We start from the raw sequence: 22983 nt of genomic DNA, 5'->3' as shown, positions 1-22983 counted from the left end.
GTCCGTACCGGAATAAGGGTTGAGCATCTCCGCCAGCTTTACCACTTTTTTGTTGCGCCTTCCGATCCTCTCTCTGACTTACTTTATCCAGGCTTTTTCCAGGCTCGGTTTAAAGAAGGGATCCAGTGTTAAATCCTGTACTTCCTTTCTTGTTGCGTAAAGGCATATATCATGGTAGATAGGACAAAGCGGCACATCACTTGCCACCAGCCGTTGCAGCCGGTCATAAAGCTCCTTTCTCTTGCCCGGATCTTTCTCGGCAGCAGCCGTCTCCACCAGCCGGTCCGCCTCCGGGTTGCTGTAACCGAGCCCCCTTTCATGGTTCATCTGCCCTTGGGAATGGATCCAGCGGCTAAAGAAGAAGTCCGGGTCGCCGGTCATCAACGTGTAGGGCGTTAAGGTGAGGTCGTATTCGCCTTTCTTTACCGCTTCTTTCCAGGCGCCCATTTCAAGCATCTTCAGTTCTACTTCAAAACCGAGACCTTTGAGGTCCGATTGCAATATTTCCGCAATCGGTTTGTACGGCCAGCGGTTGGCCAGGGCGGAGTTGACCACCAGCACCACTTTGTGCGGCCTTTCGCCTTTTGTCTGCGTGGCCAGCTCGCGGGCTTTTTGCTTATCCGTTGCCCACAGCCCCTTCACTACCCAGGTGCGGGCCAGCGGTGTAAACAAGGTGTCCGCCGGCTCGCCGTAGCCACCAAGCACTTCCTTAACCATCTGCGCGCGGTCCAGGGACAGGCTCACCGCCTTGCGCAGGCGCACATCGTTAAAAGGTGGCTTTTTGTTGTTGAAGAGCAGGTAGTGGGTGGTGGTGACCGGCTGGGACAACAAAACCAGGTTGGGGTCACCTTTAATTATCTGGGCCTGTTCCGGCAGGATGCCGCCCACGTCGGCTACGGCCTGAATTTCGCCGGTCTGCAGGGCAGCCAGACGGGTGGAGGGATCGGGAATAACTTTAAAAATTACCTTCTCCAGCTTGGGTTTGCCACCCCAGTAGTCGTCGTTCCGGACCACCACCAGTGCCTCGCCTTTTTTGTAATCCGCAAACTTGAAAGGACCCGTCCCGTAAGGATGGACAATCCTTCCTTCAGCGTCAAAGCTTTGCGGACTGAAAATGGGGCAGCCGTGGTAGGCCACTTTGGCCGGAAAAGCTGGCTCGGGTTGTCTGAAGGTGAACTTTACCAAGTAATCCCCCGCAGCCTCTATCTTTTCTAGGTTCTCGAATGTGCCGTACTCATCCAGCTTGGGGTGCCTCGCTATTCTTTCTACGCTCGCAACCACCGTCTGAGCGTTAAGCGAAGTGCCGTCGTGAAACTTTACCCCCTGTCGTAGGTAAACCGTCCATACCTTGTTAGAATCGTCTGAAACAAGTTTCTCCGCCAGGTGAGGAACGGGCTGTACATGTTCATTGAGAACCGTTAAGCTTTCCCAGATGCCCGTGCTGTTATGGGCAAACCCGGGACTCTGCGGCCCTTCGTAAAAATCTCTCCCGGCACCAATGACGAGGTTTTGTTCCCCAACCCCACCTACTTTTTGCCTGACGCACCCGCTTGCACAGATGACTAGAAGCAAAAATACAATAACGGTAAATAACGGTCTTTTCGTCAGCTTCATCTCTACCTGCCCTCCTTCTTTTAAAGTAGAAAATGTGGCTTGATATCTATGACCGGGGAACCGGAGAAAGCATCCAAACCCCGGACGATGAGGGTATTTCCTTCTACATCAACTAGCTGGACTACGGTAACCGCAACCGGGTTGGGCCGCAAAGGCGCCCGGCTACTGAAAACACCGTGTAATTCCAGAACCCGCGTATCTCCCTTTGGTACCACTTTAGATAACGAGGGCTTAAACTGCAGGGTGTCGCGGTCGCTTTCGCTGTGGTGAAGCCACCAGAGAACTATCAGCTGAATATGTTCCTCGATCCCAGCCAAGCCGGGGGCAAACTCTTCGTAAACAATCACCTCCTTGAGTCCTTTACCCCGGCTCCGCCCAACTTCTCCCACAGGCCGGACAATTAAATCCCTCCCTCGATCAACCAAAACGGCAGCCTCCTCTCTCCAGAAATTACAAAGTATCCCGCAGTTACCCGACAGCACCTATCTCGCCTTCCCATTTTTCACTCACCGACCAAAGGATCATGCCCAGGCGCACCCGGTATTCCTCCCGGTAAACCCCATTGACCGCGCGTTGCTCCACGTACCCGGCAATTGTCTTTTTGATCTCCGGGGTAACCTCCGTGTAGAGCCGGAAAAACTCCTCCAACCCGGCCACCGCCTCCGCAACCGGCAACTCCTCCCCCCAGTCATCCTCCCAGGTCTGAAAAGAGAGACGATAACCGCTAGCGTATAGATAGTTAATGGGATAGATAATATCGTACCCAGGCATGGGCATTTCCTCGCCGAAGAGCAGGCGCCATAGCTCCTCCCGTCCAGGAGCACTGCGCCTGCCGGCATAGTCGCACAGAAAACACCACCGGCGGGAGCAGGTCATCATTTTTTCGAGCGTCGCCACATCCCGCACCCCCGGCGTGAGGGAGGCAAAGACCAGGTCGAACCGCCTGGCCAGGCCTTCCGCTTCCGGAACCACCTTCTCCCACTCCCGGCAGAGAAACTCGATGTTTGAAACCCCCTCCGCTTCCACACGCCTTTTCATTGCCCCTAGCATGGCCGGGGCGGGCTCCAGGGCGGTCACCTTCGCCCCTCGGCGGGCCAGAGGAACGGTAAAAGCACCAGCACCTGCGCCGATGTCCAGCACTTCCATTTCCGGTTGCAGAGCCCCTTCTTGCTCGAGCCAGGTCAGCACCCGGGCCACACGTCTCTTGGTACGTTCTTGGTCGGCCCAGCGTTCAAACCGTTCCGCCAGCCGGTTCCAGTAGTCCACGGTATCCAGATCGCGTCGCCGCCTGGCGGACAGGGAATTTCTATGCGCTTCGTTCCACGCCTCTGTCCAGAAACGGGGGTCCTTCAACGAATACCCTGAACAATTCTGGGCTCGCCCTGCCGGATTCAGCCTTTCTGTTGTCATAAAGCTTCCTCCCTGAATCTTCTATTCTTCTATATAGACAGTGTCCCATCTCGTGTTAATATTTGAAGGATGGGGAGTAAGTCCGTTAACTTTTTCCTTTGCGGCATAGAGTGTGTATAACGAAGCAATGGGTACAGCAGTTGTTTCTTCGTCAATGAGCACATGCATAGCTTCTGCCGTCAGTCGTGCAGCTTCCCGGATATCAGGAGTATTGCGTGCTTCCTCAATGAGGCGGTCGAACTTCTCGCCAGGCCAAAATGCTTTGTTATAGTTCTCCTCATAATACCCTTTGCTATGGAAGAGAAGCTGCGGCAAGAAAGTTGGGTCGCCATCATTCTGGCTGCCTCGCTCCAGCCAGAGGTCCCCTTCCCCCTTTTTCAATTTATCGAAGTAAAGCCCGCGATCTGCAACTTTCACCACCTTAACTGCAATACCCACTTCCTTAAGCTGCTGCTGCAAGATTTCCGGTAGGGGTTCAAGCACACTAGCCGAAGGAAAACCAGAAACAAGGGTGAGTTCCAATCGCCGCCCGTCCTTGATCCTGATGCCGTCAGGCCCAGGTTTCCATCCAGCCTGTTCCAGGAGATTTTTGGCTTTTTCTGGGTTGTAGGCAAATCCGTTGACTAAATCCTTATACTCCCTCAAAATGTCAGGAGGAATTATGGTCTGGCTGCTTATAGCATTACCTTCCCATACCTTCTGGATAATAGCCTCACGGTCGATGGCCCAGCCAATGGCCTGCCGTATCCTTTTGTCCTGCAAAATGTCGTAAGGCTGTTTCCCGTTAACCATCAGGTAAAGAGCCACATAAGCACCAGTTTTTCCGCGCAACACCTGAATCCCTTTGGTTGTCTTAAGTTGTCCAATCATTTCACGAGGAATTTCTGTAATAACATCAACTTCACCTGCCTGCAGGGCAAGGAGCCGGCTGTTGTGGTCGGGAATGAATTTAAAAACAATCTTATTCACTTTTGCCGGTTCCCCCCAATAATTAGGGTTACGCTCAGCAACCAGCTCTTTGTCTCGCTCGTACCTGACAAAACAGAAGGGACCGGTACCAATGGGTTTCTGGCTATCTTCATTTTCTTTGATCCGTATAGCAAAACTTGGGTGAGCGAGGATTTCTGGAACGCGCATATTAGGTTCCGTGGTTACAATATCCACCGTATAATCGTCAATTATTTTGACAGCATCCCCTTTGATTTTCAGCATGGATTTTCCACTTGGGCTAATACCTTTCTCCAAAGTGTACTTTACAGTTGCAGCATTAAAGTCCTCACCGTTATGGAACTTTACGCCTCTACGCAGGTAAAAGCGCCAAGTGTTGTTCCCCTTATATTCCCATTTGATGGCCAAAAGTGGTTCCAATTGATACTCAGGTGTTAGTCTAATTAACGGCTCGCAAATATTGGCATTTAGCGGATAAATTCCTAACTGGCTATCCCTTTGGCTATAACCATCGGCTCCAACGCCCACAACTAATTCCTTTTTGCTTACCTGTCCTTCTTTTTGTTGACTACCACAACCCGCCAATCCAGCAGATAATATTATGATGACCAAGAAAGACAGTATTTGCCTTAAATATTTCACGTTTCTACACCCCTTTCTCCAGTTATTGCCCTTTGTACCTCCGGATAGTTGCGAAAGGTACTCTAGCTCAAATGGCACCTCACCAGATGCCCCTTTCTCACCTCCTTTTCTCTTTCACTCACCCCGGTTTTCGTTGCACAGCCCGTCAAGATTGCAACCAGCAGCATTACGATAAACAAGTTGACAAAAAACTTGTGTCTTTGAAACATAATTCACCCCTCTTTTCCTAGATTTTTAACGGATTTTTTACGGGCATTCACCTTGATGAACCGTCATGGCCGGCAGTACGAAGGGCGGCCATGACGGTCTTCCAGAGACTGTAGACGAAAGACGTTGCCGCGTAATGTCTAACTTCCTTGTAGCTTAAGTGCCACTTTGCTCGTAACAAGGTTTTATTTAGTCACAAGAAAGCACAGCGTTGCCGTCAGTGACAGGGCATCATACACCCCTTCTTCCCCTTCCGGCACCCGGTAGCGGACCACCACCAGGTAGCGGCCGGGCTCCCGGGCCTGCAAACTAAGGCAGCCGTCCCCGCCCGTCATTTGCTGCCATTGCCGGTATCCACCGGGCCCGTTGCAGGCCACATCCAAGGCCACACCATCCAGCGGCTCACCGCGGAATTGTACTTGCAGGCCGATTTCATCACCCACCCGCCATTGTTTCCACACCGCCGGTATTATTTCCAGAGGCATTCCGGCCCGTTGGGGAACACCCTCCAGGTCGTGTCCCACCGGTACGAAAGCTTGCGCGTACTGGTTATACAAAACGGCCTGGGCCGCATCCGGGTGTTCCCTGCGGGTACCCTGATAATACTTGCCCTCCTTATCCAGCACGTAGTTGCCGGTGTTTTGAACAACAACGTGATAAAACCCTTCGGCAGGCGTAGAAAGACGCAGGATATAATAATCGGGGCCCCCGTCGCCGATGGTCAACTCTTCTTTTTCCCCACCCGGGGCCACAACCAGCGCGGTCGTGCCCTCTTTCCGGGCCAGCCCGTCCGTCTGCATATTGTGCCCCCATTTTACATACACCTCCACGCCACCACCTGCGTGGCCGTGGCTGTCGGCCATCTCCAGCCATACTTCGTGGCCGTAAACCATTAAGTCCGTGGTATCGCACAAGGTGACGTTCTTTTTTTCTTTCATCCAATTCCCCTCCTTTAAGTGTAAAATTAAGCTCATCACTGCAACCGGCAAGATGTCACATTATTAACTTAAAATGCATCACCCCCACTTCACTCCCACTTTGACGATAATGACCACCGGCAACCTTAATCTTTCTAACTACTTGCCCGACGGGCGAATTTTGCCCTTGTCAAGCTCATACCCCGAGCCATTAAAGGCAAAACTGTTATTTTTGACCATATACACAGAGCATTTTGTTACACGTTCCTAGCGAAACAATTATGCCAGCAAAACCACTATTCCCACGGCCAGGAGCGTTGCAAATTCCCGCACCAGCAACGCTACCACACTTACTTGCATTCCCAGCTTAGATCCGAAAATAGAGACATTGGTGGGTAACCCGCTGCTCCAGAATTCATACAGGTAATGCAGTACCGAAGTAACCAGCAACGCAGTAATTGCCTCCGCCGGAGTGACCAAACCGGCTTGGAGGATGGGGCCGAGGGTACCTATGGCGGCGACCATGCTCATCACACCGGTGGTAATAACGAAGAGCACAGGAGCCGGCAGGCCCAGGTAACCTAGGAGAGGGCCAACCTGTTGAAGCACTTGATTGACAAGCTCAGTATGCAGCAGGACCGAAACTAGAAAGGTAACGGGCATGAAAACCAGGGCCAGCCGGCATAAAACGGGGATGGCCCGCCGTACCGCGGCAATCATCCTGTCCTGCCAGGATGCATGAATTGTTCCCCGGCTTTGTCTATCCCATTTCTGAGCCTGATCCCGCTGCGGCAAAACTAGCCTGCCCAGCAGCAACCCCACAGCGCCAACCGTCATATTAATGCCAAGGTAAATTGCCAGGTACGCGGCTCCGGTGTGGCACCCCAAGGATGCAATAACCGCCGGGCTGAAGAAAAACACTGTGAAATAAAGCCCGGTGGGAAGGGCAAAAACCAGATACGACACTACCACTTCACGGGCTCCCACCGTTCCGGCATTTTTCAGCCCGGCCAGCATAGTGCAGGCGGCAATCCGGTCGACAAGGCACAAGGTGAGGGAGGTGGCACAACCCGCAGGCAAACGGCCCAACCTTGCCAGGGGATACATTAGCCGGCCCACGAGTTCCAGAAAAACACTCTCTTGAAACAGGTTGCCGAGAAAACAGCCCAGCAGCATGGAAGGCAAGACGCTTTTCCATAGCTTCAATACATCGGGAAGGACATCTAAGACGGGCTGCACCTGTCTCCCCTGCCTTTAGAAGTAGAAGTTTATCGTGATAAAAATTTTTCCATGTGGGCGGTTTGCCGGGAACCCCCTTCATATAACCTTAACTTAAACCCTTGCGATTGCCAGAATTCATAAGCACCTGGGAGATACATGTGGGTATGGAGATAAATTACTTTATACCCCGCTGCCCTGCAGAATTGTTCAGCCTCTTTAACTAACAGAGAACCTACTCCCCTCCTCCGGTATTTCCTATCAACGTAACATTTGGCCAACTCCGCCGTCGCCTTTAAGTCATAAAAACCCTCTAAAACCTTAATTCGCCCATCATAACGGCGTACAGCCAAGGTTCCAACGATTTCGCCATTTTCATTAAAAGCGGCCAGAAAGGTATTTCCTTGGGTATGAAGGTAAAATTCTTCAAAATTAAGCAGGTCGCTGTCCCAAACAGGATCAATTCCTCTGCCATAAATCTCTTTGATCATTTTAGAGGCAAATTCTATAGCAGACTGAATATCACTACTATCTAGCCTTTTAGTAAGGATCCTTGTATTTTTTGACACACAACTCCCCCCTTTATTTTGGGGTAATGAATCTGAAGTTAACTAGGGCCTGACAGTTACATCCGGAGTCAGCATGTAAAACTCAGTAGGAGATGGCTCAATACCCTCGACCTTGTTGCTCACAGCCAAGAGAGATTTGGGGTAGACGAGGAAAACAAAGGCAGCATCGTCCAGGACAATCTGCTGCGCCTCCTTCGCAATGGCGTTCCTCTCCTGCATGTCAAAGGTCGTTCTTAATTTATCAATCAACAGGTCAAGCCTGGGATTGCTATACTTCCCAAAGTTAGAGCTCGCTCCCGTCCTGAACATTGTTTCGAGAAGATATTGCGGGTCGCCGTAAGGAGCGGTATTTATACTGTAAATTGTAGCCTCAAAGTCCTTTTTTAGGGCTTCGCTAATGTTCTCCACATTCGTGATGTTTACCTTAATCCCAATCTCCTTTAGTTCTGCCTGGATAGCCTCCAAAAGGACCGGTAGCTCCGGCCGGGCCTTATAGGAGAGCACAGAAAATTCCAGTCTATTCCCGTCTTTCTGGCGAACACCGTCTGCTCCAGGCTTCCAGCCAGCAGCGTCAAGAAGCTTTTTGGCCTCCTCGGGTTGATAAGCATACCCTTTCAATTCATTGCCCCCAAAAGGCAAAACAAGAGGAAAAGGACCAATGGCGGGAATACCGCTCCCCCTCATCACCTTATCAGCCAGGTCTTCCCTGTTGACAGCCATGCTGATGGCCTTTCTGACATTGATGTCCTCAAGGCCCGGTTTCGTTACATTGAAGATAAGCATGTGGGTGCGAAGCGAAGACCAGCTTAAAAGCCGGTAAGCCCCGGTTTTAGTAACCGCTTCCGCGCTTTCTGCAGGGATGTTATCCGCAACCTGGATTTCCCCTGCCTGTAGCGCCATTACCCGCGTATTGCTATCGGGAATAAATTTAAAGGTGACCTCCTCTAGCTTTGCTTTATCTCCCCAGTAGTCACTGTTCCTTTCAACTACCACCTCAATGTCCTTTACGTACCTCTTGACCTTGAAAGGACCGGTCGACACGGGTTTCTCGGCAAACGCTTGACCCATTGCCTTTGCCTCGTCCACATCAACTATCACCGTAGCTGGTTCGGCCAGCGCCGAGATAAACGACGGGTTTGGGCGTTTGTTCCTGACCGTTATCTCGTTGCCATTCACCTCTATTGAGGCAATGTCAAGTAGCTGAGAAACCCTCTTGTTCACCGCGACTGTACGCTCCAGCGAAGCTTTAACCGCCTCGCCGGTAACTTTTTTCCCGTTGTGGAACTTAACGTTATCCCTGATTTTTATCTGCCACGTTAAGTCGTCCACTCTCTTCCACGCCTCGGCGAGCCACGGCTCAGGCCGCATATCTTTGCTTATCCTCACCAGGGTTTCCCCTACCCCGAACCTGATGACGTACCAGCCGTTGTACTGGTCCGCAGGGTCCAGGTTGCCGGGGAACTGGGCCAAACCAACAGTCAGGGTCTTTTTCCCGGTTTCTCCTTTTTTTTCAGAGACCTTCTCGGTACACCCTGCTAACAGAAGGAATAGCGTCCCATATACCATTAGTAAAGCCAACAGCTTCCTCAACCTCACTGCCCGTTACCTCCCTTTCAAATTTCTCAAGCTCCTTGACAACATCACTCTTTTCTTGCACAAGCCCTAATTTTTCCCTTCAAATGGCACGCTACCCAATGCCCATCTCCCACCTCCTTCAAAACAGGCTCATCTTGCCGGCACTCCTCCCGGGCCTCCGGGCAGCGGGGGTGAAAGCGGCAGCCCGGTGGAGGATTTGCCGGGTCGGGCGGCTCGCCCCGCACCACCGGTTTCTGGCTATATCTTTGCCCCGGGTCGGGTTCCGGCACCGCATGCAGGAGCGCCCGGGTGTAGGGGTGGCAGGCCTGTGACACGAGGCTTTCTGCCGGCAGGGTCTCCACGATCTTACCCAGGTACATCACCGCCACCCGGTCGGCAAGATAATTCACCGCTGCCAGGTCATGCGAAATAAAGAGGTAGGATAAGCCCAGCCGCTTTTTTAGCTCCCGCAAAAGGTTTAATACTTGCGCCCGGATAGAAACGTCCAAACTGGAAATAGGCTCGTCGCAAACTACCAGCTCAGGCTGCAAGGCCAGGGCCCGAGCAATATTGATGCGCTGACGCTGACCCCCGCTGAATTCGTGCGGGTATTTCGACGCATCCCTAGGTTCCAGGCCGACAAGCGTTAATAGTTCGGCCACCCGCTCCCGCCGCTCCTCTTTTGCCACGCCGAAGTTGGCCAGAGGTTCCTCTATGGTCGCTCCCACCGTACGGCGCGGGTTGAGGGAGGAAGAAGAGTCCTGGAAGATGATTTGGAAGCGGCGGCGCATCTCCCGCAGCTTTCTCCCCTTCCAGCCGGTGATATCCTCGCCGGCAAAAAGAATTTTTCCAGCCGTGGGTTCTTCCAGCCGCACCACAAGCCGCCCCAGGGTGCTCTTGCCGCAGCCGCTTTCCCCCACGAGACCCAAGGTTTCTCCCCGGGCGATGGAAAAAGAAACCCCATCAACAGCGCGTACCTTTTCCCGGCGGACTGCCAGAATCCCTCCTTTTCCCGGGTAGTGCTTAATCAGATCCCTTACCTCCAGGAGGCTCACCCGCATCCCTCCCCCTCAGCTGGCATGGTTAAACAAACGGTGGCAAGCCGCTGCATGGCCCGGCCCGATCTCTCGCAGTTTCGGCTTCTCCCCCCAGCATTCTGTACCCGCCTGCGGGCACCGGGGTAGGAAAGCGCAATAAGCCGGGGGATTTAAAAGTGACGGTGGGTGTCCCTCAATGGGCATCAGTTCTTCCTTGCTAAGGCGCGGCACGGAACGGAGCAAAGCCCGAGTGTAGGGGTGGGCGGGACGGTCAAATATTTGCGCCACCGAGCCTCGCTCCACAATTGAACCAGCGTACATCACCGCCACTTCGTCGGCCACGGATGCAACTACCCCCAGGTCGTGGGTGATGAGGATGATGGCCATTCCCAGCTCTTCCTGTAGCCGCTTCAGCTCCGCCAGGATCTGGGCCTGGACAGTAACGTCTAGGGCGGTGGTAGGCTCATCGGCAATTAGCACCTTCGGGCGCAGGGCAAGTGCCATGGCCATCATCACCCGCTGGCGCATCCCCCCGGAAAGCTGAAAAGGGTAGAGACTCATGAGCCTTTCCGGCTCTGGGAGACCCATGCGGAAAAGAAGCTCCGCCGCGCGATGCCGCGCTTCAGCCCGGGATACCTCTTCATGAGAGATAATGGTTTCCGTAAGCTGCGTGCCGATAGTTAAAACCGGGTTCAGGGAGGTTAGCGGGTCCTGGAAAACCAGCGCTATTTCTTTACCCCGCACCTGCCGCAGCTGCCCTGGAGGGAGCTTAAGCAGGTTATAGCCGTTTAACCAGACTTCCCCGGAGAGAATTTTTCCCGGCGGCTCAATCAGGCGCAGGATGGACAGAGCCGTGACGCTCTTGCCGCAGCCGCTTTCCCCTACCAGGCCCAGGGTTTTCCCCGCTGCCACCTCAAAACTCACTCCGTCTACGGCCTTGACGACGCCGTGCCGGGTATGAAAGTAAGTGGAAAGATTTTTCACCCTTAGTACAGGAGCAGAAGACATGGGCAAAAACCCCCTTGCCTTCCTAAAAAGAAGCACTTCAAGCTCTAAATCCTGGTTGTCCCCCGCGGGTCCACAGCATCCCTAAGACCGTCGCCCAGCAAGTTGAAGGCCAGCACCACCGTCATGATGCAAAGACCCGGGTAGACCATGAGCTGTGGCGCCACCTGCATGTAAGGGCGGCCGTCGTTCAGCATGGCCCCCCATTCCGGCGTGGGCGGCTGGGCGCCGAGGCCCAGGAAGGAAAGCCCGGAGATAGCCAGGATCAACTTACCCATATCCAGGGTGGCCAGAACAATTACCGGGGAAAGCACGTTAGGCAGGATGTGCCGCATAATAATACCCAATTCCGACGTGCCGCAGGCCCTGGCCGCCAGGACGAACTCCTTCTCTTTCACCGAAAGGACCATCCCCCGGATGACCCGGGCGTACCCCACCCACCAGACTAAAGATAACGCCAGCATCACGTTTAAAAGCCCCGGTCCCAGCGTCCCGGCGATGACCAGCGCCAGGATTAGGCCCGGAAAGGCCAGCAGTACGTCAACGACCCGCATGATGGCATTGTCCACCCAACCCCCGCAGTAGCCCGCCAGAGTACCCAGGGGAATGCTGATGAGGATTATGGCGGACAAAGCCAGGGCTGCCGTGGTCAGGGAAACACGAGCCCCGTAGATAAGCCGGGATAAAAGGCAGCGCCCCAGGTGGTCGGTACCCAGAGGATATTGGGCGCTGGGAGGAGCCAACCGCTGGGTTAAGTCCACCCTTGCCGGATCGTTGGGGGCAAGGTAGGGCGCAAAGACTGCCACGGCTACAACAGCCAGGATGATCACAAGGCCCAAAAGAGCCACCCTGTCTTGCAGGAATCTTCCCAGTGCAGCGGCCGAGCCACCGCGCGAGTCCGTTCCCGCCTTGCCCGCTGGCGCCACAGTACCGTGATAACCTGCAACCCTGGCGCCGGAATTTTTGGAGATACTCACCGGCTACTCCTCCCTTCCCAAGCGGATACGCGGGTCGAGAAAAACGTAAGATAGGTCGACCAGAAGGTTCACCAAGACAAAAACCACAGCCATGAATAGGGCATACCCCTGGATCACCGGGTAGTCCCGGTTGAAGATGGAATCCACGGCAAACTTCCCCACGCCCGGCCAAGCAAAGATGGTCTCCACGATTACCGCTCCCCCCAGGAGATGCCCAAAGCTCATGCCCAAAAGCGTCACCGCAGGTAAGAGGGCGTTCTTCAAAGCGTGGCGCCCGATCACCCACTTTTCTTTCAACCCCTTAGCCCGGGCCACCTTGATGTAGTCCTGCCCCAGCACGTCCAGCATGCTGGCTCTTAGGACCCGGGCGTAGACGGCAGCCAGACCAAACCCTAAGGTTACCGCCGGCAACACTAAATGCTCTAGCCCGCCCCGGCCCATTACCGGCAACAGCCTGAACTTCACGGAGAAAAAGTAGATGAGCACGAGCCCCAACCAGAACCCTGGGATCGAAGCTCCTATAAGAGCTCCAAGTCGACTTAAGTGGTCAACCAAAGCGTGCCGGTAAAGGGCAGAGAGGATCCCCACCGGCAGGGCAAGAGATACCATGAAGATCATGGCCGCGCAAGTGAGTTCCAGGGTGGCCGGAAAGCGGGAAAGAATTTCCTCCGCCACGGGGCGCCCTGTGCGAAAAGATTTGCCCAAGTCAAAATGGGCGACGTTCCGGAGCCAGCGGCCGTACTGTACATAAAGAGGGTCGTTCAAACCCAGCTCTTCCCGGAGAGCCTCTACCGCTTCCCGGGTAGGTTCCACCCCGCCGGTCCGCAGAATCAATTCTGCCGGGTCACCTGGAGCGAGGTTAATTAGCCCAAAGGTGATGATGGATACACCTAGCATTACGGGTAAAAGGTAAAGCAATCGCTTTAGAAAATATTGCCACACTACCGGTTCAGCCCCTCGCAAAACTAAAAGCCACGAAAGCTCACACCCGGCTTCGGCCGGACATGAGGCCTCCGTGGCCTGCTTAATTAAAAAGCACCACTACGTACCCGCCTTATCTTCCGACAAGACACGCACCTTCGTGGTGCTCAAGCTTCCAAACTTCCTTAGCAAAATGACCTAGCTTCTCAGTTCGCTGGCTGCAATCTCCGGTGGCTCCGGCCACCACTTGGTCGGTTTAAATTTTAAAAATGTTATTCGCTATCGTCCCAACAGATTCCTGCCGTAGATCGAAAAAAGAAACCAGGTTGGAGCGGGAGTCGGAACACCCGGATCTAGCTTTATATGAGGTGAGCCTTGGGCGACTAGGCCACCTTCAACGGCACCGACCGCCGGTCGCGGCGCTGCCATCAGCTCTTACCACCAACAAGTGGGGTATAGCAGACCCATGTCCCGCTGCGGCCCGGTACAGGTAGGCCAAACACTGGCCATCCGGAAACCCGCAAGGGGTTTGCACCAAGCCTTCTGTCAGTATGGCGAAGGCAAATAGAAAATCTCTTACGTCCAACTCCGACCATGACGAAGGCACCCCTTCAGGCCAGGCGGTGCACCTTGTAAACTACTGGACCGTCGCCTTGCTCCTTGCCGCGGTAAAGTGTTTCTCCTGCAGAGCAGATGTACACATCACGCCCTGCATCGTACCTGAAGCCAGCTTTAAGCCTTTTCTCCCGGAGGTTTTGCCAGATCTGGTGCCGCGGTATGGTAGGTAGAATACCCATGCCTTAAAGACCCTGGGCCCCGTAAGCAGCTAGCAGTCTTATTACCCTTAGCTGCTCTAGCTCCCCGCTCCGCCTATACAGCCGCTTCGCTGCTTCTGTAAGGGATACCTTGCCTTCGTACTCTTCAAGAAGACGGAGCAGCTTTGCTTTCTTTGTTTCCTGCGTCAGTTTCGCTAGCTTTTTAGCCATATTACTTCCTCCTTCAAAGGCCGCCCGGTCCCGCCGGACGGCCCTGGGAATTTGACCGAATTATACAACCATGATAATATGTCCTTAGTTAGGTAATTACCAAACAAGGGGGTCTATCCATGCGGAAGGTGCTCAGCCCTATTGAAGCCCGTGATAAGCTCGGCCAGATTATCGAAGAAGCCTACTATACTGGCAGGCAGTTCATAATCGCCCGGCGCGGGAAGCCGATGGCTGCCATTGTCCCCATCAGCGAATACGAAAAGTGGGAGAGGGACCGGGAGGAGTTCTTCAGTCTCATAGATAAGGTCTGGGAGGCAAACCGAGAGGTCGACCCGGACACTCTGGTGCGAGATGTCGCCGAGGCTGTCAGGGAGACGAGGGAAGGCGTAAATGCTCAAGGCGGTGCTTGATACCAACGTCCTGGTCTCCGGCCTGATCAGCCCCAACGGCACCCCGGCCCGGCTGGTCAGCGCGTGGCGCGAGAGGAAGTTTGAACTGGTCATCTCCCCGGCCATTCTGGAAGAGCTCGCCGGAGTACTCCAGAGGGACAAAATACGCCGCTACTATGAGCACGTTGACAGGGACCTGGCCCAGAAGTACGTCGCAGGCCTCAGGCGGTTCGCCACTCTGGTCCGCGGCACGGTCCAGGTCCAGGGCGTATGCCGGGACCCGGACGACGACAAATTTGTTGCCGCCGCCCTGGAGGCCGGGGCGGACTACATTGTGAGCGGGAACGACCATTTATTGGACCTTAAGGAGTACCAGGGAGTGAGAATACTGAGACCGGGGGAATTCCTTGCGCTGCTTTAAACAAGTCGTCCACCTTTAAAACCTCAGGGCGATGCGGTTTTGCCGGATGGCCGTGGGAAAGTCCGATAAACAAACGGAGCTTCCAGCTGGGATCTGCCGGGCGGTATGGAATAGGCAAAGTTGCTAACTTCTTCTACTACAAGATGTTCAATCTGGCGAATTAAGGATTTAACTTCGTCAAACCAGGGAGCAACATGGCCAGCCTCGAAGTTTACCAGGTCTGCATAATCGGCCTTCTGCCGGGCATCGAAAAGCCTGTTGTACAGAGGCCCAGCCGAAGGACTGACCAAGCCAGTCTCCCCGTCTTGAAGCCAATGGCCTGCCTTTTGGCTGCATTATGGTTACTGATCCGGTTAAATATTTAAAAGGGTAGCCAGGGCAGGCCAAGGTTAAGGATACCCAGTATAAGTCCGGGAAAGAAGGGATTTTTATGGTCTTATTTTTCGCTTTCTCTGTCTCCTCCAGGGTAAAGCTCTTAAAGTCATCATAATCGGCCTCGGCCCTCAGGTTAAAAAGTGTTGACAGGGTCGTGCTTGCCTCTTTGCTTATTAGACCGGGCTTCACAAACTCACGATTAAACAGGGAAATAACGCCGCTATGCTTGGCCGAATCCAGCCTCTTAATCGCTAGCAATGCTCTTGCTGCATGGAATGCCGCATAGTAAAAGCGGTTAATGGCGCCGTTATAGGACCCCGCTTCTAGTAGTTGCTCTCCCTCCCGAAAGGCTCGTTCCGCCTTTTCCAGGCGCCACCGACTTAACTTTATGCTCATAAGGGAATTCCTTCTTCCTGGATGGACTTATAGAAATGCGTTTCCCGGAATAAGGGGGCTGAATAGCGTTCAGCAGACATAATTACCGGCGATACTACAACCTCATGCTTTAAATTTATTTCTACGGCTGCTTCGATTATGGCCTCTCTGGCAGCGCTATCCTCCCTTTTAACGAGTACGAGTATATCAATATCGACTCTGGGGTAGCAGTGCCACGGGCTACCGAGCCAAACAAGCGGATCCCAAGAAGGTCCTCTCCTTGCTCTCGCCTGAGAAGTTCACAGAACTCCTTAATTGCTCTCCTGGTCTTGTCTGGTATAATAGTCTCGCCCACGGTGATAGTTCCCCCTCGCTCCCATTATACACTACAGAGCGGTTGGTTACCAGTATTTTGAAAGCGCTGGGGGCCTAGTTCTGCAAACCTCTTCAGGAGACGTCCTGGGCAGGAATATTCGTTCGCAAGCAGAAATATTAAACTGGACCCACCCGCAGAATAGACCCTCCCAATGATTTCTTCCCCGGCAGTAGAGTTATCAAAAGTTGAAGTCGGGCGGGCCTGATGGGGAACTCGCCGCCTCCCTGCGTTACCTCACCCAGCGCTATACCATGCCCATCCCCCAGGCCAAAGCTGTACTGACGGACATCGGCATCGAAGAACTGGCTCTCATGGAAATTATCGCCGCACTGGTCTATAACTTGATCAAAGATGCCCCTTTAGAAGAAATTAAACGTGCGGGCCTCGACGGATACTATGCCGACCACGACCGCGCCTTATACTTTGTCAACGCCGAAGGAGCCCCTTGGACAGCCGCCTACATTCAGTCCAAGGGAGACCCCGTTACCGACCTTTACGAAAATTTGGCCGCCGAGCAAAAGGCCCGCTCTACCTACGAGTGGCTAATTAACCTTTCTGATGATCCTGATGTTACCGACGTACTCCGGTTCCTGCGCGAGAGAGAAGTTGTCCACTTTCAGCGCTTCGGCGAGACATTAAATCTGGTGTACGAGTACCTGGAGAGAAAGAAGTACTATTTATTAAAGCCAAAAGCCCCGCTAGGGGGCTTTTTTAAAAGTTCGTTCGGCGTTCTATGAAGATATGAAGAATCTCAAAGGAATAATGCAAGCAGGGTGTATTGGTCGTTTAAGTCTAAATTACCGGGGGCCAGTACAGTTGCGCATTATGGCCCCTTACCAACATTTCTATGCGGCCTATGGCGCTCTGCCTTGACTGGCGTTCCGGCCGTTCCTCGCGGCCTGTAAGAGACGGCTCAGCCCGGTATAGATTAATTTGGACTCCTTGGCCAGCAATGGCCCTAAAATGGCTAATATTAGCACGTACAGAGCTGTAAAAGGTTGTAATACAGGCAGGAGCCCACCAGCTTGAGCTAAATTGGCGAGGATTATAGAAAATTCCCCGCGGGATATGATAGTTAAACCGATATTGGTAGAGGCTCTAAAGGAAAAGCCTGCTCTGCGGCCCACTAGGATACCTGCAGCAAAGTTGCCAACTAGTGTTAGTATTACGGCAGCCAGGGCAAGCCAGATTGCCCCACCCAGGGATAAAGGATCGACACTCAGACCGAAGCTAAAGAAAAATAGGGCGCCAAAAAAATCCCTAAAAGGCACTATCAGGCGTTCAATGCGCTCAAGATGTTCTGTTTCCGCCAGGACTAGACCAATTAATAGTGCTCCAAGGGCTTCCGGTATGTGCAGGGTTTCTGAAATTCCGGCCACCCAGATAAGCATGGCAAGTAAAACCAATAAAAATACCTCATCTGAGGGTATATTAAGCCAGCGGTTAAGGAACGGCATAATATGGCGGCCTAACAACAGAAGCCCGAGTATTACCCCCAGAGTCAAAGCTGTCGAGCTCAAGGCTCTTATGGTGGAGGTAGTACCACTCAATACAAAGCCGGAGACGAGGGACAGATAGATGACGAGAAAGACATCCTCGAACATTATGATACCCAGGATCATCTCGGATTCAGGATTGGCCGTCCGTTTTAGGTCTACCAGCACCTTGGCCACAATAGCGCTCGACGAAATACTAGTTATTCCAGCCACCACCAGGATCTCCCGCAACGGCCAGCCCAAGAGCCAGGGGAAAATAATCCCCAGGGTAAAGTTGATGGCTATATAAACCGTTCCGCCCATGATGATCGAACGGCTTGCCCGCATTAGCTGGCCAAGAGAGAATTCCAATCCCAAGTAAAACATTAAAAATAGTACGCCTAGACGCCCCATTAGGTCAATCAAGGGCGCACTCACAATGAACCTAAAATCTAATACCCCGATGCGCGGCGCGTGGGGCCCCACAGCCATGCCTACCAGTATCAAGATTGGTACTATAGAAAACCGTAGCCGTATGGCCAATATCCCGGATAGAGCTATGAGTACCAGGGCAAGGCCGATTTCCAGCAAGATGTGCTCCATGGACTACAGGCTCCCGTGCAAGATTAATCGCTTACAAGCTTTTACTGCTTCTCTCGTGCCCGCCAGGACTAAAGTGGAATGAGCCGCTATCACTTGGTCCGGCCCGGGCGTAATATGGGTGGTATGATCAGGCTCTATAACGGCAACAATTGTGGCACCGGTCTTCTCGCGGACCTTAAGCTCGCCGATGGTTTTTCCTGCGCCTTTGGCCCCAGGTTCAACCTTATACCAATCAATAACCAGTTGGTCTAGCTTCACCTCAGCTTCTTCCAAAGCGGTAGGCTTATAAACAACTCCCCCTATTATGGCGCCTACCTGCCTTGCTTCTTGATCATCTAAAGTTACTGCTGCTGTACACTCCTCCGCGCTGCCTGGAGTAAAAATATATAACTCGCGTTTACCGTCCTCATGGATTATGATAACGAGCCGGTCCCCGCTGCGGGTATTAAGCTGAAACTTGCGTCCAATTCCCGGTAGCTCGGTCTCCCGAAGTGAAATCATAATTATTCCCTCCAGCATGGTAAAAATGGAACAAGCATAGCCGACCATTAAAGCCAAGAAAGGCTGCCCTCCTTCTGGTAAATGAGGAGGGATGAAACATGGCCTAATACCACATTACCATAGACAGCGGCCTTGGGCAATGGCTATTTGTCGTGGATAATGCTCTTGCTTGGATGCAGCGCCCAGGTAGCGGCGAACATAACGTATTAAAAGAGGCTTAGGTACCACTTTATGGTAAAACAAGATCCTGTATTTGTCGTTCTGCTGGAACTCCGGTAGTCAAAACCGCAGAGGCAAGCCTCGAATTGTATTTTGTTCTTCTCCTATAACCCAGCCTCTCTTTTTATAGCTTCCCGTAGCACCATCCGGATGTAGGTAGTGTAACCTAGCCCCTTCTTCCTTGCGGCTCTTTTAATGGCGGCCACGTCTTCTTTGGGTAAGCGTACCGATACGTGGACGAGCTCAGGCTTTTTGAATTCAACATCGGCATCCTCCCAATCTAGCTCCTGGGTATCAGTGCGGTCGAAAAAGTCGGCAAGCTTTTCTATATCATCGCTGGCAGGAAGATTAACTTCTTTTCGCAAGGTAGTACCTCCTTTCGGCTGGTGTCATATCCCGGGCTGTGACGAGATAGGCGCGGCCGTGGCCTTTATAGATAAATAGTACTGCCAGGTAGCGCCCTGCTTCTGTCCTCCCCAGTAAGCGGTAAACATTCTCGCTAGGGTTGGACGTAGAAGGCTTAAGCCGCTGCACTATATGGTGGCGGTCTTCGTAGGCTACCTGCTCCAGTTCTTCGGGAGTCACGGAGTGCTTAGCAATGTGCCTAATACGGTCGGGCGGCATGATAAACCGTGTTATCTTCAATGGATTTCACCTGTGGTATATTATAACACAACGTAGCACTAAATAAAATGAGCAACTAGATGCTCGTCTAAGTAGCCGCGGGGACTTCCTTGCCCCGTAAGGAAAAGAGGCCCTTTTGGTGGTGTCTGGTCCACCAGGACCTTTTGGCGAAAAGGTAAGGCTTAGTGCCCCTTTTTGCACAGTCTAGAAGCAGGAATATCCGGTTCCGAGCAGAAGTATAAACTATACTACCCCGCGAAATAAACCCCTCCAGATGGTTTCTTCCCCGGCAGTAGAGTTATCAAAAGTTGAAGTCAGGCGGGCCTGATGGGGAACTCGCCGCCTCCCTGCGTTACCTCACCCAGCGCTATACCATGCCCATCCCCCAGGCCAAAGCTGTACTGACGGACATCGGAACGGAAGAGCTGGCTCACATGGAGATCGTCGCCGCCCTAGTTTATAACTTGATCAAAGATGCCCCTTTAGAAGAAATTAAACGTGCGGGCCTCGACGGATACTACGCCGACCACGACCGCGCCCTATACTTTGTCAACGCTGAAGGAGCCCCTTGGACAGCCGCCTCCATCCAATCCAAGGGCGATCCCGTCACCGACCTATACGAAAATTTGGCCGCCGAGCAAAAGGCCCGCTCCACTTACGAATTGCTTCTTAATCTTTCCGATGATCCCGATGTGACCGATATGCTAAGGATCCTACGCGAGAGAGAAGTAGTCCATTTCCAGCGCTTGGGTGAAACGTTAAATCTGGTACATGAATACCTGGAGAGAAAGAAATATTGTTAAAGCCAAAAGCCCCGCTCCGGGGCTTTTTACGTGTGCGCTAGTAACCTGCTTTTAGCAATCTGGGGAATTCCTTCGAAGGTATTACCCTTCATGGAACCGGTATCGATGTTAATATTTTACGCCAGGCGGGTAGGGGGGCAGGCGAAGTAGTTGTTGTCGAGTTTCAGGTGAGTGAGAGCCTAGTGGGGCAAAAGCTGGCTGAGCTGGAAATACCCTATAAAGTGAAAATCGTTGCACTAGCACGGGACGGGATAGCCCACATTCCTCTCGCGGAGGAAACTGTAGCCGCCGGAGAGAGTTTGGTTGCAGTTGTAAGGCGTGATACCCTGGACACTAAGTTAGACAACAGTATAAATCTTGAAGGACTGACCAGGCCACTCTTGACCAGTTTCTGGTGGAAAAGAGACAAAATACCGGAATGCTTGGCCGAGGAATATCCCTGGGTTTGAGAGTTCTTCCTTCACAGGATTATACCCTCTCGCCTTACGTTTTGGCTGAAGGGCATTGCCTGGTAGAGGGGAGAATTCCATTCTTCTTCACTGAAGGCAGCTATAGAGAAAACAGCCCCGGTTTCCAGTTCCAGCGGGTACAGCTTTTCGCGGATGATGTCTTCAAGGCGCCAGTTCACAGGCTCTTTTGTGAGGATTAGCAGATCATAATCCGACTCTGGTCCGGCCTCTCCTCGGGCTCGTGAGCCATAGAGGATTACAGTGGCGCCGGGAATAACTTCTCTGATGAGTTCACGGCAACGCTCTAGTAATTGTTGTTCACTAGCCTTTAAGGGGCGTGGCAGGGTCATAAAGAAATCCCTTCTTCCTGGATGGACTTATAGAAATGCGTTTCCCGGAATAAGGGGGCTGAATAACGCTCTGCAGACATAATTACCGGCGATACTACAACATCATGCTTTAAATTTATTTCGACGGCTGCTTCGATTATGGCCTCTCTGGCAGCGCTGTCCTCCCTTTTAACGAGTACGAGTATATCAATATCCGACTCTGGGGTAGCAGTGCCATGGGCTACCGAGCCAAACAAGCGGATCCCCAGAAGGTTCTCTCCTTGCTCTCGCCTGAGAAGTTCACAGAACTCCTTAATTGCTCTCCTGGTCTTGTCTGGTATAATAGTCTCGGCCACGGTGATAGTTCCCCCTCGTTCCCATTATACACTACAGAGCGGTTGGTTACCAGTATTTTGAAAGTGCTGGGGCCTAGTTCTGCAAACTTCCTCAGGAGACCTCCTAGGCAGGAATATTCGCTCGCAAGCAGAAATATTAAACTGGACCTACCCGCAAAATAGACCCTCCCAACGATTTCTTCCCCGGCAGTAGAGTTATCAAAAGTTATGCGGTAGCTCCTTCTGACAAGCTCCAGAAAACGGGGATAAAACCCGTCGGCAAGATCGTTTTTGAGCTAGCCGACGGTCGCCTGCAGGAGTACCAGTATGGCCTGGCCCGCATGGAGTATGTCGTTTTTGTGACGAATAGCTCCCAAGCTCATATGCCAATTCATCAATCTGCTGCAAATCCTTCTTCTCAAACTAATATGTTCCTGGACCTCCTCCCCAGAAAACTCTTCCTCCCGGTAATCTATCTCTGTACGGGCCGCCCTGGAAACAGCAAAAGTCACTGCGGATGACTCCGCCGGGTCACCTGGAGCGAGGTTAATCAGCCCATCCGGAAACCCGCCAGGGGTTTGCACCGAGCCTTTTGTCAGTGCGTCAGTTTCGCTAGCTTTTTAGCCACATTGCTTCCTCCTTCAAAGGCCGCTCGGTCCCGCCGGACGGCCCTGGGAATTTGACCGAATTACACAACCATGATAATATGTCCTTAGTTAGGTAATTACCCAACAAGGGGGTCTATCTATGCGGAAGGTGCTCAGCCCTATTGAAGCCCGGGATAAGCTCGGTCAGATTATCGAAGAAGCGTACTATACTGGCAGGCAGTTTATAATCGCCCGGCGCGGGAAGCCGATGGCTGCCATTGTCCCCATCAGCGAATACGAAAAGTGGGAGAGGGACCGGGAGGAGTTCTTCAGTCTCATAGATAAGGTCTGGGAGGCAAACCGGGAGGTCGACCCGGACACTCTGGTGCGAGATGTCGCCGAGGCCGTCAGGGAGACGAGGGAAGGCGTAAATGCTCAAGGCGGTGCTTGATACCGACGTCCTGGTCTCCGGCCTGATCAGCCCCAACGGCTCCCCGGCCCGGCTGGTCAGCGCGTGGCGCGAAAGGAAGTTTGAACTGGTCATCTCCCCGGCCATTCTGGAAGAGCTCGCCGGAGTACTCCAGAGGGACAAAATACGCCGCTACTATGAGCACGTTGACAGGGACCTGGCCCGGAAGTACGTCGCAGGCCTCAGGCGGTTCGCCACTCTGGTCCGCGGCACGGTCCAGGTCCAAGGCGTATGCCGGGACCCGGACGACGACAAATTTGTTGCCGCCGCCCTGGAGGCCGGGGCGGACTACATTGTGGGCGGGAACGACCATTTATTGGACCTTAAGGAGTACCAGGGAGTCAGAATACTGAGACCGGGGGAATTCCTTGCGCTGCTTTAAACAAGTCGTCCACCTTTAAAACCTTAGGGCGATGCGGTTTTGCCGGATGGCCGTGGGAAAGTCCGATAAACAAACGGAGCTTCCAGCTGGGAGGCGCACCGATATGTGTACTAGCTCGGGTTTCTTGAATTCCACGTCGGCGTCCCCCCATTCGAGCTCCTGGGTATCAGTGCGGTCGAAAAAGTCAGCCAGTTTTTCTATATCATCAGTGCGGGGCAGATCAGTGCTTTTTCGCAAGGCGCTTC

General features: G+C 53.0%; 32 protein-coding genes. 7 read left to right on the top strand and 25 right to left on the bottom strand.

Features of this window, described 5'->3' with window-relative positions:
• Positions 1 to 78: 78 nt before the first annotated feature.
• The 14 genes from AC1BI1_RS01145 to AC1BI1_RS01080 all read right to left on the bottom strand — a co-directional run bounded on the left by AC1BI1_RS01145 (position 79) and on the right by AC1BI1_RS01080 (position 14026).
• Positions 79 to 1614 carry an ABC transporter substrate-binding protein gene (locus AC1BI1_RS01145; RefSeq protein WP_476715416.1) on the bottom strand — a complete coding sequence of 512 codons (1536 nt, stop codon included), beginning with the start codon at positions 1612 to 1614 and terminating at the stop codon, positions 79 to 81.
• A gap of 20 nt (positions 1615 to 1634) precedes the next feature.
• Positions 1635 to 2039, bottom strand: a complete 405-nt coding sequence (locus AC1BI1_RS01140) for an SAM-dependent methyltransferase (protein WP_476715415.1) — start codon at positions 2037 to 2039, stop codon at positions 1635 to 1637.
• A gap of 43 nt (positions 2040 to 2082) precedes the next feature.
• Positions 2083 to 3024 (bottom strand): methyltransferase domain-containing protein, encoded by a 942-nt coding sequence (locus AC1BI1_RS01135; protein ID WP_476715414.1) that lies wholly within the window; start codon positions 3022 to 3024, stop codon positions 2083 to 2085.
• A 21-nt stretch (positions 3025 to 3045) separates the two neighbouring features.
• Positions 3046 to 4614 (bottom strand): ABC transporter substrate-binding protein, encoded by a 1569-nt coding sequence (locus AC1BI1_RS01130; protein ID WP_476715413.1) that lies wholly within the window; start codon positions 4612 to 4614, stop codon positions 3046 to 3048.
• 392 nt (positions 4615 to 5006) lie between these two features.
• Positions 5007 to 5759 carry a DUF4198 domain-containing protein gene (locus AC1BI1_RS01125; RefSeq protein WP_476715412.1) on the bottom strand — a complete coding sequence of 251 codons (753 nt, stop codon included), beginning with the start codon at positions 5757 to 5759 and terminating at the stop codon, positions 5007 to 5009.
• A 258-nt stretch (positions 5760 to 6017) separates the two neighbouring features.
• Entirely contained in the window at positions 6018 to 6977 is a 960-nt protein-coding gene (locus tag AC1BI1_RS01120; protein ID WP_476715411.1) for a hypothetical protein, read from the bottom strand.
• 29 nt (positions 6978 to 7006) lie between these two features.
• The gene (locus tag AC1BI1_RS01115; protein ID WP_476715410.1) at positions 7007 to 7525 is read right to left on the bottom strand and encodes a GNAT family N-acetyltransferase; all 519 of its coding nucleotides are present in this window, start codon (positions 7523 to 7525) and stop codon (positions 7007 to 7009) included.
• Positions 7526 to 7567: 42 nt separating this feature from the next.
• Positions 7568 to 9121, bottom strand: a complete 1554-nt coding sequence (locus AC1BI1_RS01110; RefSeq protein WP_476715409.1) for an ABC transporter substrate-binding protein — start codon at positions 9119 to 9121, stop codon at positions 7568 to 7570.
• A gap of 44 nt (positions 9122 to 9165) precedes the next feature.
• Positions 9166 to 10161: an ABC transporter ATP-binding protein gene (locus tag AC1BI1_RS01105; protein ID WP_476715408.1), complete on the bottom strand. Its 996-nt coding sequence runs from the start codon at positions 10159 to 10161 to the stop codon at positions 9166 to 9168.
• 9 nt (positions 10162 to 10170) lie between these two features.
• The gene (locus AC1BI1_RS01100; RefSeq protein WP_476715407.1) at positions 10171 to 11145 is read right to left on the bottom strand and encodes an ABC transporter ATP-binding protein; all 975 of its coding nucleotides are present in this window, start codon (positions 11143 to 11145) and stop codon (positions 10171 to 10173) included.
• Positions 11146 to 11189: 44 nt separating this feature from the next.
• Entirely contained in the window at positions 11190 to 12119 is a 930-nt protein-coding gene (gene nikC, locus AC1BI1_RS01095; RefSeq protein WP_476715406.1) for a nickel ABC transporter permease subunit NikC, read from the bottom strand.
• A 3-nt stretch (positions 12120 to 12122) separates the two neighbouring features.
• On the bottom strand, positions 12123 to 13061 hold the full coding sequence (gene nikB / locus AC1BI1_RS01090; RefSeq protein WP_476715405.1) for a nickel ABC transporter permease: 939 nt from the start codon (positions 13059 to 13061) through the stop codon (positions 12123 to 12125).
• 590 nt (positions 13062 to 13651) lie between these two features.
• The gene (locus AC1BI1_RS01085) at positions 13652 to 13837 is read right to left on the bottom strand and encodes a hypothetical protein (RefSeq protein ID WP_476715404.1); all 186 of its coding nucleotides are present in this window, start codon (positions 13835 to 13837) and stop codon (positions 13652 to 13654) included.
• Between the two features lie 3 nt (positions 13838 to 13840).
• Entirely contained in the window at positions 13841 to 14026 is a 186-nt protein-coding gene (locus AC1BI1_RS01080) for a hypothetical protein (RefSeq protein ID WP_476715403.1), read from the bottom strand.
• Between the two features lie 119 nt (positions 14027 to 14145).
• Between AC1BI1_RS01080 and AC1BI1_RS01075 the strand changes: the two genes are divergently transcribed.
• Both AC1BI1_RS01075 and AC1BI1_RS01070 read left to right on the top strand, forming a co-directional pair.
• Positions 14146 to 14436, top strand: a complete 291-nt coding sequence (locus AC1BI1_RS01075; protein WP_476715391.1) for a type II toxin-antitoxin system Phd/YefM family antitoxin — start codon at positions 14146 to 14148, stop codon at positions 14434 to 14436.
• Positions 14417 to 14836 carry a putative toxin-antitoxin system toxin component, PIN family gene (locus AC1BI1_RS01070; protein WP_476715402.1) on the top strand — a complete coding sequence of 140 codons (420 nt, stop codon included), beginning with the start codon at positions 14417 to 14419 and terminating at the stop codon, positions 14834 to 14836. The genes AC1BI1_RS01075 and AC1BI1_RS01070 overlap by 20 nt, the downstream gene beginning before the upstream one ends.
• Before the next feature lie 23 nt (positions 14837 to 14859).
• Here the strand turns inward: AC1BI1_RS01070 and AC1BI1_RS01065 are convergent, their stop codons facing one another.
• The 3 genes from AC1BI1_RS01065 to AC1BI1_RS01055 form a co-directional block, all read right to left on the bottom strand.
• A complete protein-coding gene (locus tag AC1BI1_RS01065; RefSeq protein WP_476715508.1) occupies positions 14860 to 15126 on the bottom strand; it encodes a hypothetical protein in 267 nt (88 codons plus the stop codon).
• Positions 15014 to 15607 carry a HEPN domain-containing protein gene (locus AC1BI1_RS01060; protein WP_476715401.1) on the bottom strand — a complete coding sequence of 198 codons (594 nt, stop codon included), beginning with the start codon at positions 15605 to 15607 and terminating at the stop codon, positions 15014 to 15016. The genes AC1BI1_RS01065 and AC1BI1_RS01060 overlap by 113 nt, the downstream gene beginning before the upstream one ends.
• 136 nt (positions 15608 to 15743) lie before the next feature.
• Positions 15744 to 15941, bottom strand: a complete 198-nt coding sequence (locus tag AC1BI1_RS01055; protein WP_476715400.1) for a nucleotidyltransferase domain-containing protein — start codon at positions 15939 to 15941, stop codon at positions 15744 to 15746.
• 206 nt (positions 15942 to 16147) lie between these two features.
• Here AC1BI1_RS01055 and AC1BI1_RS01050 point away from each other — a divergent pair, with 206 nt between their 5' ends.
• A complete protein-coding gene (locus AC1BI1_RS01050) occupies positions 16148 to 16699 on the top strand; it encodes a manganese catalase family protein (protein ID WP_476715399.1) in 552 nt (183 codons plus the stop codon).
• A 117-nt stretch (positions 16700 to 16816) separates the two neighbouring features.
• Here AC1BI1_RS01050 and AC1BI1_RS01045 read toward each other — a convergent pair whose 3' ends face one another.
• From AC1BI1_RS01045 to AC1BI1_RS01030, 4 genes are all read right to left on the bottom strand, one after another.
• Entirely contained in the window at positions 16817 to 18040 is a 1224-nt protein-coding gene (locus AC1BI1_RS01045; protein WP_476715398.1) for a cation:proton antiporter, read from the bottom strand.
• A 3-nt stretch (positions 18041 to 18043) separates the two neighbouring features.
• Positions 18044 to 18541 (bottom strand): cation:proton antiporter regulatory subunit, encoded by a 498-nt coding sequence (locus AC1BI1_RS01040; protein WP_476715502.1) that lies wholly within the window; start codon positions 18539 to 18541, stop codon positions 18044 to 18046.
• A 323-nt stretch (positions 18542 to 18864) separates the two neighbouring features.
• Entirely contained in the window at positions 18865 to 19125 is a 261-nt protein-coding gene (locus AC1BI1_RS01035) for a CopG family antitoxin (protein ID WP_476715397.1), read from the bottom strand.
• Positions 19109 to 19405 (bottom strand): BrnT family toxin, encoded by a 297-nt coding sequence (locus AC1BI1_RS01030; RefSeq protein ID WP_476715396.1) that lies wholly within the window; start codon positions 19403 to 19405, stop codon positions 19109 to 19111. Before AC1BI1_RS01030 ends, AC1BI1_RS01035 begins: the two co-directional genes overlap by 17 nt.
• 287 nt (positions 19406 to 19692) lie before the next feature.
• On the opposite strand from AC1BI1_RS01030, the gene AC1BI1_RS01025 reads away from it, so the two are divergent.
• Complete coding sequence (locus AC1BI1_RS01025) at positions 19693 to 20187, top strand: manganese catalase family protein (protein WP_476715395.1); 495 nt, start codon at positions 19693 to 19695, stop codon at positions 20185 to 20187.
• Positions 20188 to 20246: 59 nt separating this feature from the next.
• Positions 20247 to 20636 (top strand): TrkA C-terminal domain-containing protein, encoded by a 390-nt coding sequence (locus AC1BI1_RS01020; protein WP_476715501.1) that lies wholly within the window; start codon positions 20247 to 20249, stop codon positions 20634 to 20636.
• 11 nt (positions 20637 to 20647) lie between these two features.
• On the opposite strand, the gene AC1BI1_RS01015 is transcribed toward AC1BI1_RS01020, so the two are convergent.
• The 3 genes from AC1BI1_RS01015 to AC1BI1_RS01005 form a co-directional block, all read right to left on the bottom strand.
• Positions 20648 to 20986, bottom strand: coding sequence for a nucleotidyltransferase domain-containing protein (locus AC1BI1_RS01015; protein WP_476715394.1), 339 nt, complete (start codon positions 20984 to 20986; stop codon positions 20648 to 20650).
• Complete coding sequence (locus AC1BI1_RS01010) at positions 20983 to 21321, bottom strand: nucleotidyltransferase domain-containing protein (protein WP_476715393.1); 339 nt, start codon at positions 21319 to 21321, stop codon at positions 20983 to 20985. The genes AC1BI1_RS01015 and AC1BI1_RS01010 overlap by 4 nt, the downstream gene beginning before the upstream one ends.
• A gap of 275 nt (positions 21322 to 21596) precedes the next feature.
• Entirely contained in the window at positions 21597 to 21812 is a 216-nt protein-coding gene (locus AC1BI1_RS01005; protein WP_476715392.1) for a hypothetical protein, read from the bottom strand.
• A gap of 235 nt (positions 21813 to 22047) precedes the next feature.
• Here AC1BI1_RS01005 and AC1BI1_RS01000 point away from each other — a divergent pair, with 235 nt between their 5' ends.
• Both AC1BI1_RS01000 and AC1BI1_RS00995 read left to right on the top strand, forming a co-directional pair.
• The gene (locus AC1BI1_RS01000) at positions 22048 to 22338 is read left to right on the top strand and encodes a type II toxin-antitoxin system Phd/YefM family antitoxin (RefSeq protein ID WP_476715391.1); all 291 of its coding nucleotides are present in this window, start codon (positions 22048 to 22050) and stop codon (positions 22336 to 22338) included.
• The gene (locus AC1BI1_RS00995; RefSeq protein WP_476715390.1) at positions 22319 to 22738 is read left to right on the top strand and encodes a putative toxin-antitoxin system toxin component, PIN family; all 420 of its coding nucleotides are present in this window, start codon (positions 22319 to 22321) and stop codon (positions 22736 to 22738) included. The genes AC1BI1_RS01000 and AC1BI1_RS00995 overlap by 20 nt, the downstream gene beginning before the upstream one ends.
• 15 nt (positions 22739 to 22753) lie before the next feature.
• Here the strand turns inward: AC1BI1_RS00995 and AC1BI1_RS00990 are convergent, their stop codons facing one another.
• Positions 22754 to 22975 (bottom strand): hypothetical protein, encoded by a 222-nt coding sequence (locus AC1BI1_RS00990; protein ID WP_476715389.1) that lies wholly within the window; start codon positions 22973 to 22975, stop codon positions 22754 to 22756.
• Positions 22976 to 22983 lie beyond the last annotated feature (8 nt).

The organism is Thermanaeromonas sp. DSM 22490 (assembly GCF_056378755.1).
This window is presented reverse-complemented; position numbering and strand designations above follow the sequence as displayed.